The organism is Pseudomonas sp. 06C 126 (assembly GCF_001855215.1).
GTDB lineage: Bacteria > Pseudomonadota > Gammaproteobacteria > Pseudomonadales > Pseudomonadaceae > Aquipseudomonas > Aquipseudomonas proteolytica.
In genome coordinates this window covers 69,193-82,341 of record NZ_MIFU01000002.1, presented here as the reverse complement: position 1 = coordinate 82,341, position 13,149 = coordinate 69,193, and the positions used below count along the sequence as shown (strand labels likewise).

The 13,149-nt window shown below is 59.0% G+C and carries 18 protein-coding genes; 8 read left to right on the top strand and 10 right to left on the bottom strand.

Annotated elements, in window-relative coordinates:
• Positions 1-10 precede the first annotated feature (10 nt).
• Entirely contained in the window at positions 11-904 is an 894-nt protein-coding gene (locus BHC62_RS02155) for a ZIP family metal transporter (protein ID WP_029291803.1), read from the top strand.
• A 145-nt stretch (positions 905-1,049) separates the two neighbouring features.
• Here BHC62_RS02155 and BHC62_RS02150 read toward each other — a convergent pair whose 3' ends face one another.
• The 10 genes from BHC62_RS02150 to BHC62_RS02105 all read right to left on the bottom strand — a co-directional run bounded on the left by BHC62_RS02150 (position 1,050) and on the right by BHC62_RS02105 (position 8,060).
• Entirely contained in the window at positions 1,050-1,322 is a 273-nt protein-coding gene (locus tag BHC62_RS02150) for an HPr family phosphocarrier protein (protein ID WP_070994104.1), read from the bottom strand.
• Between the two features lie 16 nt (positions 1,323-1,338).
• Positions 1,339-2,196, bottom strand: coding sequence for an RNase adapter RapZ (gene rapZ / locus BHC62_RS02145; RefSeq protein ID WP_029291798.1), 858 nt, complete (start codon positions 2,194-2,196; stop codon positions 1,339-1,341).
• Between the two features lie 2 nt (positions 2,197-2,198).
• Positions 2,199-2,663, bottom strand: a complete 465-nt coding sequence (gene ptsN / locus BHC62_RS02140; protein ID WP_029291796.1) for a PTS IIA-like nitrogen regulatory protein PtsN — start codon at positions 2,661-2,663, stop codon at positions 2,199-2,201.
• A gap of 12 nt (positions 2,664-2,675) precedes the next feature.
• Positions 2,676-2,981: a ribosome hibernation-promoting factor, HPF/YfiA family gene (gene hpf / locus BHC62_RS02135; protein ID WP_029291794.1), complete on the bottom strand. Its 306-nt coding sequence runs from the start codon at positions 2,979-2,981 to the stop codon at positions 2,676-2,678.
• Between the two features lie 75 nt (positions 2,982-3,056).
• Positions 3,057-4,550 carry an RNA polymerase factor sigma-54 gene (locus BHC62_RS02130; RefSeq protein WP_029291792.1) on the bottom strand — a complete coding sequence of 498 codons (1,494 nt, stop codon included), beginning with the start codon at positions 4,548-4,550 and terminating at the stop codon, positions 3,057-3,059.
• 184 nt (positions 4,551-4,734) lie between these two features.
• Entirely contained in the window at positions 4,735-5,460 is a 726-nt protein-coding gene (gene lptB / locus BHC62_RS02125) for an LPS export ABC transporter ATP-binding protein (protein WP_029291791.1), read from the bottom strand.
• On the bottom strand, positions 5,460-5,993 hold the full coding sequence (gene lptA / locus BHC62_RS02120) for a lipopolysaccharide transport periplasmic protein LptA (RefSeq protein ID WP_029291790.1): 534 nt from the start codon (positions 5,991-5,993) through the stop codon (positions 5,460-5,462). Before lptA ends, lptB begins: the two co-directional genes overlap by 1 nt.
• A complete protein-coding gene (lptC, locus tag BHC62_RS02115; RefSeq protein ID WP_029291788.1) occupies positions 5,980-6,552 on the bottom strand; it encodes an LPS export ABC transporter periplasmic protein LptC in 573 nt (190 codons plus the stop codon). The genes lptA and lptC overlap by 14 nt, the downstream gene beginning before the upstream one ends.
• Positions 6,553-6,560: 8 nt before the next feature.
• Positions 6,561-7,085, bottom strand: a complete 525-nt coding sequence (locus BHC62_RS02110) for an HAD family hydrolase (RefSeq protein WP_029291786.1) — start codon at positions 7,083-7,085, stop codon at positions 6,561-6,563.
• On the bottom strand, positions 7,086-8,060 hold the full coding sequence (locus BHC62_RS02105) for a KpsF/GutQ family sugar-phosphate isomerase (RefSeq protein ID WP_070994103.1): 975 nt from the start codon (positions 8,058-8,060) through the stop codon (positions 7,086-7,088). It abuts the gene before it with no gap.
• Between the two features lie 287 nt (positions 8,061-8,347).
• Here BHC62_RS02105 and BHC62_RS02100 point away from each other — a divergent pair, with 287 nt between their 5' ends.
• The 7 genes from BHC62_RS02100 to murA all read left to right on the top strand — a co-directional run bounded on the left by BHC62_RS02100 (position 8,348) and on the right by murA (position 13,031).
• The gene (locus BHC62_RS02100) at positions 8,348-9,157 is read left to right on the top strand and encodes an ATP-binding cassette domain-containing protein (RefSeq protein WP_029291781.1); all 810 of its coding nucleotides are present in this window, start codon (positions 8,348-8,350) and stop codon (positions 9,155-9,157) included.
• A complete protein-coding gene (gene mlaE / locus BHC62_RS02095) occupies positions 9,157-9,954 on the top strand; it encodes a lipid asymmetry maintenance ABC transporter permease subunit MlaE (RefSeq protein WP_029291779.1) in 798 nt (265 codons plus the stop codon). The genes BHC62_RS02100 and mlaE overlap by 1 nt, the downstream gene beginning before the upstream one ends.
• Entirely contained in the window at positions 9,954-10,421 is a 468-nt protein-coding gene (gene mlaD / locus BHC62_RS02090; RefSeq protein WP_029291777.1) for an outer membrane lipid asymmetry maintenance protein MlaD, read from the top strand. The genes mlaE and mlaD overlap by 1 nt, the downstream gene beginning before the upstream one ends.
• A gap of 11 nt (positions 10,422-10,432) precedes the next feature.
• Positions 10,433-11,086 carry a phospholipid-binding protein MlaC gene (locus BHC62_RS02085; RefSeq protein WP_070994102.1) on the top strand — a complete coding sequence of 218 codons (654 nt, stop codon included), beginning with the start codon at positions 10,433-10,435 and terminating at the stop codon, positions 11,084-11,086.
• Positions 11,083-11,388 (top strand): lipid asymmetry maintenance protein MlaB, encoded by a 306-nt coding sequence (locus tag BHC62_RS02080; RefSeq protein ID WP_029291773.1) that lies wholly within the window; start codon positions 11,083-11,085, stop codon positions 11,386-11,388. Before BHC62_RS02085 ends, BHC62_RS02080 begins: the two co-directional genes overlap by 4 nt.
• A 114-nt stretch (positions 11,389-11,502) precedes the next feature.
• Positions 11,503-11,742 (top strand): BolA family protein, encoded by a 240-nt coding sequence (locus BHC62_RS02075; protein ID WP_010567702.1) that lies wholly within the window; start codon positions 11,503-11,505, stop codon positions 11,740-11,742.
• Between the two features lie 23 nt (positions 11,743-11,765).
• Positions 11,766-13,031 (top strand): UDP-N-acetylglucosamine 1-carboxyvinyltransferase, encoded by a 1,266-nt coding sequence (gene murA, locus BHC62_RS02070; RefSeq protein ID WP_029291769.1) that lies wholly within the window; start codon positions 11,766-11,768, stop codon positions 13,029-13,031.
• Positions 13,032-13,149: the final 118 nt, after the last annotated feature.

Genomic DNA, 13,149 nt, shown 5'->3' with positions numbered 1-13,149 from the left:
AAGGCCGACTATGGGCACTGAAACACTGGCGATCAGCAGCGTGCGAATGTTCCGCTATGCGTTTGGCTCGCTGCTGCTATTGGCGGGAACTGCATTGCTGGTGGCCCACGGGCTGGCCTGGCTGGACCTGGAACCGCGCATCCTGCGCGCCCTGCAAGGTGGTGCAATCTGTGCCCTAGGCACGGCATTGGGTGCGGTGCCGGTGCTGGTGATCCGGCGGATGCCGCTGGCGGTCAGCGATACATTACTGGGGTTTGGCGCCGGGGTGATGCTGGCGGCGACGGCGTTTTCGCTGGTCGTGCCGGGAATCGCTGCTGCCGAAAACCTGGGGCTGACGCCCTGGGCCTCCAGCGGGTTGATCAGTTTTGGCATCATGCTGGGCGCATTCGGTTTGTTCCTGGTGGACCGCAAGGTCTCCGGTGCCAGCCCGGAAATGCTGGTCGGCACGCCTGACAAACCAGTGATCCCACCGCGCATCTGGCTATTTGTGTTTGCCATCATTGCCCACAACATTCCCGAAGGCATGGCGGTAGGTGTCTCGGCGGGTGGCGGTATGCCCGATGCCGATAGCCTGGCCATGGGTATCGCGTTGCAGGATGTGCCCGAGGGGCTGGTGATTGCATTGGTGCTGGCAGGGGCGGGGATGTCGCGGGTCAAGGCATTCCTGATCGGCGCTGCATCCGGGCTGGTGGAACCGGTGTTTGCCGTGCTCTGTGCCTGGCTGGTCAGCCTGGCCGAAATGCTGTTGCCCCTGGGCCTGGCCCTGGCGGCTGGGGCGATGTTATTGGTGGTGACTCATGAGGTCATTCCCGAGTCGCGGCGTAATGGCCATGACAAGCTGGCGAGCCTGGGGCTATGCATCGGGTTTTGCCTGATGATGGCGATGGATACAGCGCTGGGCTGACTTTTAGCGCAAAACCAATGTAGGCGCTGGCTTGTCGGCGATAGCGGTGTATTAGTCGATAAAAATGTTGGCTGATCCACAGCTATCGCAGGCAAGCCAGCTCCCACACAAGCCCGTACACATGGGATTTATGTTGGGCAAAGGGCTATTCGCCTTCATCGAAGTAGTTGTTGATCAACTTCACCAGCGCATCCAGCGCTTCCTGTTCCTGCTCACCTTCGGTCTTCAGATGAATCGTGGTGCCTTTGCCGGCAGCCAGCATCATCATCGCCATGATGCTTTTGCCGTCGACCATGGATTCTGGCGTACGTCCGGCCCGGACCTGGCAAGGATACTTGCCCGCAACCCCGACAAATTTGGCCGACGCGCGGGCGTGCAAGCCCAGTTTGTTGATGATTTCAATTTCCAGAGCGGGCATCGCGAAGGTGTTCCTTTCAGCTAAGGTCGCGGTGGCGAACCTGGACATTCTTGAGGGTTTTCTGCAAGACCTGGCCCAGGCGCTCGGTCAGGTAGACGGAGCGGTGGTGCCCGCCGGTACAGCCGATAGCGATGGTGACATAAGCCCGGTTACTGGCGGCAAAGCGCGGTAGCCACTTGAGCAGGTAGCTGGAGATATCCTGGAACATATCTTCGACATCCGGTTGAGCCGCCAGGTACTCGGCAACCGGTTGGTCCAGCCCTGACTGATCGCGCAGTTCCGGCTTCCAGTAAGGGTTGGGTAGGCAGCGCACGTCAAATACCAGGTCGGCGTCTATCGGCATGCCCCGCTTGAAACCAAAGGATTCAACCAGGAATGCCGTGCCGGGCTCTGGCTGGTTCAGCAGGCGCAGCTTGATGGCGTCACGCAGTTGGTAAAGGTTCAGGCTGGTGGTGTTGATCTTGAGGTCGGCCAAATCAATGATCGGCCCCAGCAGCTTGGTCTCGTCCTCGATGGCTTCCGCCAGCGAGCGGTTCGAGCTACTAAGCGGGTGGCGGCGACGGGTTTCCGAGAAGCGCTTGAGCAGCGTTTCTTCGTCGGCATCCAGGTACAGCACGTCGCAATGGATATGCTTGGCGCGTACCTCTTCAAGCAATTCCGGGAATCGCGTGAGGTGGCTGGGCAGGTTGCGGGCGTCAATCGATACCGCCACCAGCGGTTGCGCCAGCTCGGTATGGATCAGCGCGCGTTCGGCCAACTCGGGCAACAGGCCCGCCGGCAAGTTGTCGATGCAATAAAAACCGTTGTCCTCAAGCACGTTGAGGGCAGTACTTTTACCTGAGCCGGAACGCCCGCTGACGATGATCAAACGCATGATTACTGCCCGCTTTGCTCATCCAGGACAACCTGATACAGCGCTTCATTGGTGCTGGCGCTACGCAGTTTCTTACGTACTTCTTCACGGTCGAGCATGCTGGCGATCTGCCGGAGCAGTTCCAGGTGCGCATCGGTAGCGGCCTCCGGGACCAGCAGGACAAACAGCAGGTCAACCGGGGCGCCATCGATGGCGTCGAAATCAGTGGGGGCGTCCAGGTGTAACAGGGCGCTTACCGGAGTTTCACAGCCCTTGAGGCGGCAATGAGGAATAGCGATGCCGTTGCCAAAACCGGTCGAGCCGAGTTTTTCACGGGCAATCAGGGCCTCGTACACGTCTTGCATCACCAGTTCAGGCACTTCGCGGCTGATCAGGTTGGCAATCTGTTCGAGGGCTTTCTTTTTACTGCCGCCCGGCGCGTTCACGAGGGAACGGCCGGGGGTCAGGATGGTTTCAAGTCGAATCATGGGTGGGGAGTGTTAGCGGCCTGTGCCTTGAAGAAGGCTCTGCTGCTTTTCCTTATGCTTTTTGATTTGGCGATCCAGCTTGTCGGTCAGGTCGTCAATAGCGGCATACATATCTGCATGCTCTGCATTGGCGACTACTTCCCCGCCGGGTATACGCAAGGTGGCTTCGATTTTCTGCTTCAGCTTTTCGACAGACATGATGACTTGCACATTGGTGATCTTGTCGAAATGCCCCTCAATTCGTTTGAGTTTCTCGCTGATGTAGGCGCGCAGCGGTTCGGTCACTTCCAGTTGGTGTCCACTGATGTTGACTTGCATACAGCTTCTCCTTCGTTGCCAGTGCATAAAGCGGCGGGTAGGAATACCCGCCACTGGAACGCTGTGGCCCGCCCGTCACATCAACCGCTTACGCTCGCTGGAAGGCGCGATCCCAAGGGACTCGCGGTACTTGGCGACGGTTCGACGGGCGACCTGAATGCCTTGTGCCTCCAGTAAACCAGCGATCTTGCTGTCACTCAACGGCTTTTTCTGATTTTCCGCGGCAACCAGTTTTTTGATGATCGCGCGGATCGCCGTGGACGAGCATTCGCCGCCTTCGGAGGTGCTGACGTGGCTGGAGAAAAAGTATTTCAGCTCATATATACCCCGTGGGGTATGCATGAATTTCTGGGTGGTTACCCGGGAAATGGTCGACTCATGCATGCCAACGGCTTCGGCAATATCATGCAGTACCAACGGCTTCATCGCCTCGTCGCCGTACTCCAGGAAGCCGCGCTGATGCTCGACGATCTGGGTGGCTACCTTCATCAGGGTCTCGTTGCGGCTTTGCAGGCTCTTGATGAACCAGCGCGCTTCCTGCAACTGGTTGCGCATGAAGGTGTTGTCGGCACTGGTATCGGCCCGGCGCACGAACCCGGCGTATTGCGGGTTGACCCGCAGGCGTGGCACCGATTCCTGGTTCAGTTCTACCAGCCAGCGCTCGTTGTCCTTGCGCACGATCACGTCAGGCACGACATATTCGGCTTCGCTGGACTCGATCTGCGAGCCGGGGCGCGGGTTGAGGCTCTGTACCAGCTCGATGATCTGGCGCAGGTCATCTTCCTTGAGCTTCATCCGGCGCATCAACTGGCTGTAGTCGCGGCTGCCCAGCAGGTCGATGTAGTCGGTGACCAGGCGTTGGGCCTCGGTCAGCCACGGGGTCTTGGCGGGTAGCTGGCGCAGTTGCAGCAACAGGCACTCGCTGAGATTGCGCGCGCCAATGCCGGCAGGCTCGAACTGCTGGATGCGGTGCAGCACCGCTTCGATTTCGTCCAGCTCGATGTCCAGTTCCGGGTCGAAGGCCTCGAGGATTTCCTCAAGGGTCTCGTCCAGGTAGCCCTGATTATTGATGCAATCGATCAGGGTCACGGCGATCAGGCGATCGGTGTCGGACATCGGGGCAAGGTTCAGTTGCCACAGCAGATGGCTCTGCAGACTCTCGCCAACGGAGGTGCGGGTGGTGAAGTCCCACTCGTCATCGTCGTTGCTGGGCAGGCTGCTGGCGCTGGTCTGGTAGACATCTTCCCAGGCCGTGTCCACGGGCAGTTCATTGGGAATGCGTTCGTTCCATTCGCCTTCTTCCAGGTTATCCACCGTGGGGGCGGCTTCCTGGTAGGACGGTTCCTGGACGTCGGGATTGGGTTTTTGCTCTATGTTGTCGGCCAGTGGGTCGGCATTATCGAAGTCGTCGCCTTCTTCCTGGCGTTCGAGCATCGGGTTGGACTCCAGGGCCTCCTGGATTTCCTGTTGCAGGTCCAGGGTCGACAATTGGAGCAGGCGGATGGCCTGTTGCAGCTGCGGTGTCATCGTCAGCTGCTGGCCCATTCTCAGGACTAGCGATGGTTTCATGGCAGGGGCTTAACACCTTATTCGCCGGCGCAATGCGCCATCCACGACAGGGCGCGTGAGCGCCAAACATAAGCAAATTATATGCCTGATATCGGGGGCTTTGCCTAGAGCGCGGTAACAATAAAAATAATGAGGTTTTTATTGACTCCCGCGCCCGATGGCGAATGTCCTGACATCACAGTGGTTACAGGCGGAACTCGTGCCCCAGATACACTTCCTTGACCAGTTCGTTGGCCAGGATGGTGGCGGAGTCGCCTTCGGCAATCAGTTGGCCGTCGTTTACGATGTAGGCGGTTTCACAGATATCCAGGGTCTCACGCACGTTGTGGTCGGTGATCAGCACGCCGATCCCCTTGGCCTTGAGGTGATGGATGATCTGCTTGATGTCGCCTACCGAAATCGGGTCGACACCGGCGAAGGGTTCGTCCAGCAGGATGAACTTCGGTGCAGTGGCCAGGGCGCGGGCGATTTCCACGCGGCGACGTTCGCCGCCGGAAAGGCTCATGCCGAGGTTGTCGCGAATGTGGTTGATGTGGAACTCCTGCAGCAGGCTTTCCAGCTCCTGGCGGCGCCCATCGCGATCCAGTTCCTTGCGGGTCTCAAGGATCGCCATGATGTTGTCGGACACTGACAGCTTGCGGAAGATCGACGCCTCCTGGGGGAGATAGCCGATACCGGCCCGTGCACGACCGTGCATTGGCTGGTGGCTCACGTCCAGGTCATCGATCAATACACGGCCCTGGTCTGCCTGGACCAAGCCCACAATCATGTAGAAACAGGTGGTCTTGCCGGCACCGTTGGGGCCAAGCAGGCCGACGATCTGGCCGCTGTCGATCGACAGGCTGACGTCGCGCACGACCTGACGGCTTTTATAGGCCTTGGCCAGATGCTGGGCTTTCAGGGTTGCCATTACTGGGCCTTCTTCTTCGGCTGGATAACCATGTCAATGCGCGGACGTGGCGCGGTGACCTTGGTGCCATTGGCGCGGCCAGCAGTGGCGACCTGCTTGACGGTGTCGTAGACGATTTTCTCGCCTTCGGTCGAGTTGCCGTCGCTGCTGATCACTTTGGCGCGGTCAGTCAGTACGATGCGGTTCTGCGGCGCGTGGTACTGGATGGTTACGCCGTAGCCTTTGATCGGGCCTGGATCGGCGGCGTTTTGCTTCTGTTCGAAATAGGCAAGGTTGCCCACCGAGGTCACGACGTCAATGTCGCCGGCCGGGGTGCGGGTCAGGGTGACGGTATTGCCGGTAATCTTCATCGAACCTTGAGTGATGATTACGTCGCCCTTGTAGGTCGCGATACCTTGCTTGTCATCCAGTTGCGCATCGTCAGCCTGAATGTGGATCGGTTGCTGGCTATCGTTCGGCAGAGCCCAGGCGCTCACGCTTCCCAGTGCTGCGCCCAGACCGAGCAAAATAGGGAGGGTTTTAACGAGCCTCATACTGTCCTCTTACGTTCGATAGCAGGTGTATCCTGCTTTCTTTCAAATACGCTTTCATTCCCTTGCCAGTCGATACACCGCCAGCGCCGTCGATTCTAACGTCTTGCTCGGTCTGCGCATATTGCTTCTGTGGGAATACGGTCATGCGACTGCTGGTAATGATGGTGTCGCGGTTCTGGGCGTCAGTACGCGCAACGCGCACCGAGTCGATCAGTTCCACTTCGGTACCGTCCGGGTTGACCTCGCCACGCTTGCTGGTGACGTGCCACGGGAATTCGGTGCCGCGATACAGATTCAGGTCCGGGTTGGTCAGCAATGTGACCTCCGAAGCCTTCAAGTGTTCGACCTTGTCCGACGTCATTTCGTACTGCACCTTGCCGTCAGGCAGGAACTGCACGCTGTAGGCGTTGGTGGCGTAATAGTCGATGGCGCCCTGGTCGGCCTGCACGACAGGCTGATCGAGGAAGCGCTCCGGGCTGATATTCCAGTAGCCCACCGCGAGGAACAGTGCGGCAATGGCTCCGAATATCAGGAAGTTGCGAATCTTTTTGCTCAGCATAGAAGGCTCTATAGGTAGGCGGCGTGGGCCGCTTCAAGGCTGCCCTGGGCGCGCAGGATCAGCTCGCAGAACTCGCGGGCGGCACCTTCGCCGCCACGGGCCTGGGTAATGCCGTGGGCGTGTTCGCGAACAAACGATGCGGCATTGGCCACGGCCATGCCCAGGCCCACGCGCCGGATCACCGGCAGGTCAGGCAAGTCATCGCCCAGATAGGCGACTTGCTCATAGCTTAGGTTGAGTTTGCCAAGAAGCTCATCCAGAACCACCAGTTTATCCTCGCGGCCCTGATAGAGGTAAGGAATCCCCAGGTTTTGTGCGCGGCGTTCCACGACCGGGGTCTTGCGACCACTGATAATCGCAGTCTGCACGCCAGAGGCCATCAGCATCTTGATGCCCTGGCCGTCCAGCGTATTGAACGTCTTGAATTCGCTGCCATCTTCGAGGAAGTACAGGCGGCCGTCAGTCAGTACGCCATCGACGTCGAAAATCGCCAGCTTGATGGCCTTGCCCCGTTGCAACAGGTCGGTGTTCATTTACATCACTCCTGCGCGCAGCAAATCGTGCATATTCAGGGCGCCAATCGGATGATCGGCATCGTCGACCACCACCAGGGCGCCGATTTTGTGGTCTTCCATGATCTTCAGGGCTTCGGCGGCGAGCATTTCGGCGCGGGCGGTCTTGCCATGAGGGGTCATGACCTGATCGATGATCGCGGTATGGATATCAATGGCGCGATCCAGGGTGCGGCGCAGGTCGCCGTCGGTGAAGACCCCGGCCAGGCGGCCGTCGGCCTCCAGAATCACGGTCATGCCCAGGCCCTTGCGGGTCATTTCCATCAGCGCGTCCTTGAGCAGGGTGCCGCGCTGTACCTGGGGCAGTTCGTCGCCGGCATGCATCACATTTTCCACTTTCAGCAACAGGCGACGGCCAAGGGCGCCACCTGGGTGGGAAAAGGCGAAGTCTTCGGCGGTAAAGCCGCGGGCTTCCAGCAGGGCCACGGCCAGCGCGTCGCCCATGACTAGGGCGGCGGTGGTGGAAGAGGTCGGCGCCAGGTTGAGCGGGCAGGCCTCGTGCGCCACATGCACATTCAGGTTCACTTCGGCGGCCTTGGCCAGCGTCGAGTCCGGGTTGCCGGTCATGCTGATCAGCTTGATGCCCAGGCGTTTGATCAGCGGCAGCAGGGTCACGATTTCGTTGGTGGTGCCGGAGTTGGACAGGGCCACAATCACGTCATCACGGGTGATCATGCCCATGTCGCCATGGCTGGCTTCGGCCGGGTGCACGAAAAACGCCGTGGTGCCGGTGCTGGCCAGGGTGGCGGCAATCTTGTTGCCGACATGGCCAGACTTGCCCATGCCGACCACGACAACCCGGCCTTTGCTGGCCAGGATCATCTCGCAGGCGCGTACGAAATCTGCGTCGATATGGGCCAGCAAGCCTTCTACGGCTTCAAGCTCGAGGCGGATGGTGCGTTGTGCGGATTGAATAAGGTCGCTGGATTGGCTCATGTCTGAAATCGTATAGCCTGACGAAAAGTCGGCGATTATAGCGGTAATGAACAATTCCCTCACGCAAGTTCGTCAGGGTTTGTTCGCCTCGGATGTGAGAACACTCTCAAATACGCGTTTACCTGTCATGTTTCTGAACAAGCGCTGCTGCGGCCTTGGGCGCTTTATGTCAGCAGTGATATAGTTCGCCGCCAGTTCGGTCCGCGCAGCTCACATGTGTCTAACTGTCGCAAGCAGTTGTCCCAAACGTGGTGTCTGAGTGAGAAGCTGCATCCCAAGGAGTTTAGATGAGTGCCGATAACGCCTACGCGGTCGAGCTGAAGGGCCTTTCCTTCAAGCGCGGTACGCGCAGCATCTTCAATAATGTCGATATTCGCATTCCCCGCGGCAAGGTGACGGGCATCATGGGGCCGTCCGGTTGCGGCAAGACGACCCTGCTGCGCCTGATGGGCATGCAGCTGCGTCCCACTGCCGGCGAAGTCTGGGTCAATGGCCAGAACCTGCCGACCCTGTCGCGCAGCGACCTGTTCGATGCGCGCAAGCACATGGGGGTGCTGTTCCAGAGCGGTGCTCTGTTCACCGATCTCGATGTTTTCGAAAACGTCGCGTTCCCGCTGCGGGTGCATACCCAGCTGTCCGAAGAAATGATTCGTGACATCGTGCTGTTGAAACTGCAGGCCGTAGGGCTTCGCGGTGCCATCGACTTGATGCCTGACGAGCTTTCCGGCGGTATGAAGCGACGTGTAGCCCTGGCACGGGCGATTGCTCTCGACCCGCAGATCCTGATGTATGACGAGCCGTTTGTCGGTCAGGACCCTATCGCCATGGGCGTACTGGTGCGTCTGATCCGCCTGCTCAACGATGCGCTGGGCATCACCAGCATCGTGGTTTCCCATGACCTGGCCGAAACCGCGAGCATCGCCGACTATCTCTATGTCGTCGGCGATGGCCAGGTATTGGGGCAGGGCACGCCTGAAGAGCTGATGAATGCTGATAACCCGCGCATCCGCCAATTCATGACCGGCGATCCTGATGGCCCGGTGCCTTTTCATTTTCCGGCAGCGGACTACCGCTCAGATCTTCTGGGGAAGCGCTGATGCGCAAGACATCTTTAATCGAGAAGGTTCGCCTTTTCGGTCGCTCGGGCATCGACATCGTCGAAGTGCTCGGGCGTTCGACGATTTTCCTGTTTCACGCCTTGCTTGGCCGCGGCGGCATCGGCGGCGGTTTTGGCTTGCTGCTCAAGCAGTTGCATTCGGTTGGCGTGATGTCCCTGGTGATCATCGTGGTCTCCGGGGTGTTCATCGGCATGGTGCTGGCGTTGCAGGGGTTCAATATCCTGTCCAGCTACGGTTCAGAGCAGGCGGTAGGGCAGATGGTTGCGCTGACGCTACTGCGTGAACTGGGGCCGGTAGTCACAGCACTGCTGTTTGCCGGGCGCGCCGGTTCTGCCTTGACCGCCGAGATCGGTAATATGAAGGCCACCGAGCAGCTGTCCAGCCTGGAAATGATCGGCGTGGACCCGCTCAAGTACATTGTTGCCCCGCGCCTGTGGGCCGGCTTCATCTCCTTGCCACTGCTGGCGATGATTTTCAGCGTGGTCGGGATCTGGGGCGGTTCCTGGGTGGCGGTGGACTGGCTGGGAGTCTACGACGGCTCCTACTGGGCCAATATGCAAAACAGCGTGACCTTCAGCGGTGACGTGCTCAATGGCATTATCAAGAGCATCGTCTTCGCCTTTGTCGTGACTTGGATCGCCGTATTCCAAGGCTATGACTGTGAGCCCACTTCAGAAGGGATCAGTCGAGCCACCACCAAGACCGTTGTGTACGCCTCGCTGGCGGTACTGGGCCTTGACTTCATTTTGACCGCCTTGATGTTTGGAGATTTCTGATGCAAAACCGCACTGTGGAAATCGGTGTCGGCCTTTTCTTGCTGGCTGGCATCCTGGCTTTACTGTTGCTCGCCCTGCGAGTCAGCGGCTTGTCGGCCAGCCCGGCCGCCGATACCTATAAACTTTACGCCTACTTCGACAATATCGCCGGTTTGACGGTCAGAGCTAAAGTGACCATGGCCGGTGTGACCATCGGCAAGGTCACGGCAATCGATCTGGACCGCGACAGCTTCACCGGCCGAGTGACCCTGCAACTGGACAAGAAGGTAGATAACCTGCCGACTGACTCCACGGCGTCTATCCTCACGGCGGGTCTGCTGGGCGAAAAGTACATCGGTATCAGCGTGGGCGGGGAAGAAGCCTTGCTCAAGGATGGTTCGACCATTCATGACACACAGTCGTCGCTGGTATTGGAGGACCTGATCGGTAAATTCCTGCTTAATACGGTTAGTAAAGACGCCAAATGAGGAGTTTGTTCATGATCTCTACCTTGCGACGTGGCCTGTTGGTGCTGTTGGCAGCCTTGCCATTGATGGCTAACGCCGTGGCGGCGCCGTCGGCGCACGACATTATTGATAGAACCACCAAGGAGTTGCTGGCTGACCTTGCGGCAAACAAGGAACAGTACAAGCAGAGCCCAAGCGCGTTCTACGATGCCCTCAACGGGATTGTGGGGCCAGTGGTCGACGCTGATGGCATCTCCCGCAGCATCATGACCGTCAAGTACTCGCGCAAGGCCACGCCTGCGCAGATGCTGCGTTTCCAGGAAAACTTCAAGCGCAGCCTGATGCAGTTCTACGGCAACGCCCTGCTGGAATACAACAACCAGGGTATCGTCGTTTCCCCGGCCAAGGATGAGTCTGGTGATCGCACCAGCGTGGATATGCAGGTCAAGGGCAACAATGGCTCGATCTATCCGGTTTCCTACACCCTTGAGAAAATCAACGGTGAGTGGAAAGTGCGTAACGTGATCATCAACGGCATCAACATTGGCAAGCTGTTCCGTGACCAGTTCGCCGATGCCATGCAGCGCAATGGCAACGACCTGGACAAGACCATCAATGGTTGGGCTGGCGAAGTGGCCAAGGCCAAGGAAGTGACCGAAGAAGCCGCAGAGAAGCAGGCCCCATGACCGAGTCGGCTGTTCGTCAAGGCCAGGCCGGCGAGCTGCTCCTCAGCGGCGTGCTCGACTACAGCACCGGGCCGGCCCTGCGCAAGCAGGGCCAGGCGTTGATCAATGCCAGCACCGCGCAGGCATTGGTTATCGATTGCTCGGCGGTGGTGAAGTCCAGCAGTGTTGGCTTGTCATTGCTCCTGTGTTTCCTACGTGACGCCGCAGCGGTCAATAAACCTGTCAGTATTCGCGCATTACCCGAGGATATGCGTGAAATTGCCCAGGTTAGCGGTTTGACCGAGCTGTTGGCGCATCCTTAATACACATTATTGAAGAAGCCCCCCGTCAGAGTCCTGCTATGCGGGGTTCGCAGGCGCGGGGCTTTTTTGTATGATGTGCGACCCGCGCGCACTGGGCGCCGATAGAGGTTGAGCATGCAGGCCCTAGAAGTTAAAAGCTTCCTTGAAGGAAAGCTGCCGAATACTGAGGTTGCAGTTGAAGGCGAAGGCTGCAATTTCCAGCTGAACGTGATTAGCGATGAACTGGCGGCATTGAGCCCGGTCAAGCGTCAGCAGCAGATCTATGCCCATTTGAACCCGTGGATCACCGATGGCAGCATCCATGCGGTCACTATGAAATTTTTCAGCCGCGCGGCCTGGGCCGAGCGCACCTGAGCCCCCAAGGCGTCGAGATTCTTATGGATAAATTGATTATTACCGGCGGTGCCCGTCTTGATGGCGAAATCCGTATCTCCGGGGCTAAAAACTCGGCCTTGCCGATTCTGGCCGCTACCTTGCTGTGCGATGGCCCGGTTACCGTAGCCAACCTGCCACACCTGCACGACATCACCACCATGATCGAGCTGTTCGGTCGCATGGGCATTGAGCCGGTGATCGACGAGAAGCTGTCGGTCGAAATCGACCCGCGCACCATCAAGACCCTGATCGCACCGTACGAATTGGTGAAAACCATGCGTGCCTCGATCCTGGTACTGGGCCCGATGGTTGCCCGTTTCGGCGAAGCCGAAGTGGCACTGCCTGGCGGTTGCGCCATCGGCTCGCGTCCGGTCGACCTGCACATCCGTGGCCTTGAGGCCATGGGCGCGACCATCGACGTCGAAGGCGGCTACATCAAGGCCAAGGCGCCGGAAGGCGGCCTGCGTGGCGCCAACTTCTTCTTTGATACCGTCAGCGTGACCGGTACCGAGAACATCATGATGGCTGCGGCCCTGGCCAATGGCCGTAGTGTCCTGCAGAACGCTGCGCGCGAGCCGGAAGTGGTCGACCTGGCCAACTTCCTGATCGCCATGGGTGCAAACATCACCGGCGCCGGCACCGACACCATCACCATCGACGGTGTGAAGCGCCTGCACTCGGCGACCTACAAAGTGATGCCGGACCGTATCGAGACCGGTACCTACCTGGTTGCTGCTGCCGTCACCGGTGGTCGCGTCAAGGTCAAGGACACCGATCCGACCATCCTTGAAGCGGTCCTGGAAAAGCTGCGCGAAGCGGGTGCCGAAATCACCACCGGCGAAGACTGGATCGAGCTGAACATGCACGGCAAGCGGCCTAAAGCCGTCAACGTGCGTACCGCTCCGTACCCGGCCTTCCCGACCGACATGCAGGCGCAGTTCATCTCCTTGAACGCGATTGCCGAAGGCACCGGTGCGGTGATCGAGACCATTTTCGAAAACCGCTTCATGCACGTGTATGAATTGCACCGCATGGGCGCCAAGATCCAGGTCGAAGGCAACACTGCCATCGTTACCGGTATCGAGCAGCTCAAGGGCGCGCCAGTAATGGCCACCGACCTGCGGGCTTCGGCCAGCCTGGTGATCTCGGCGCTGTGCGCTGACGGCGACACCCTGATCGATCGCATCTACCACATAGACCGTGGCTACGAGTGCATCGAAGAAAAACTGCAGATGCTCGGCGCAAAAATCCGCCGCGTACCGGGCTAGTCCCAGCTGCACTGTAGGCGCGAGCTTGCTCGCGAAAAACGTCAAAGATAACGCGTTTATCCAGAATCAACGTGGTGTCCTTGAGTTCTTCGCGAGCCAGCCCGCTCCTACAACCACT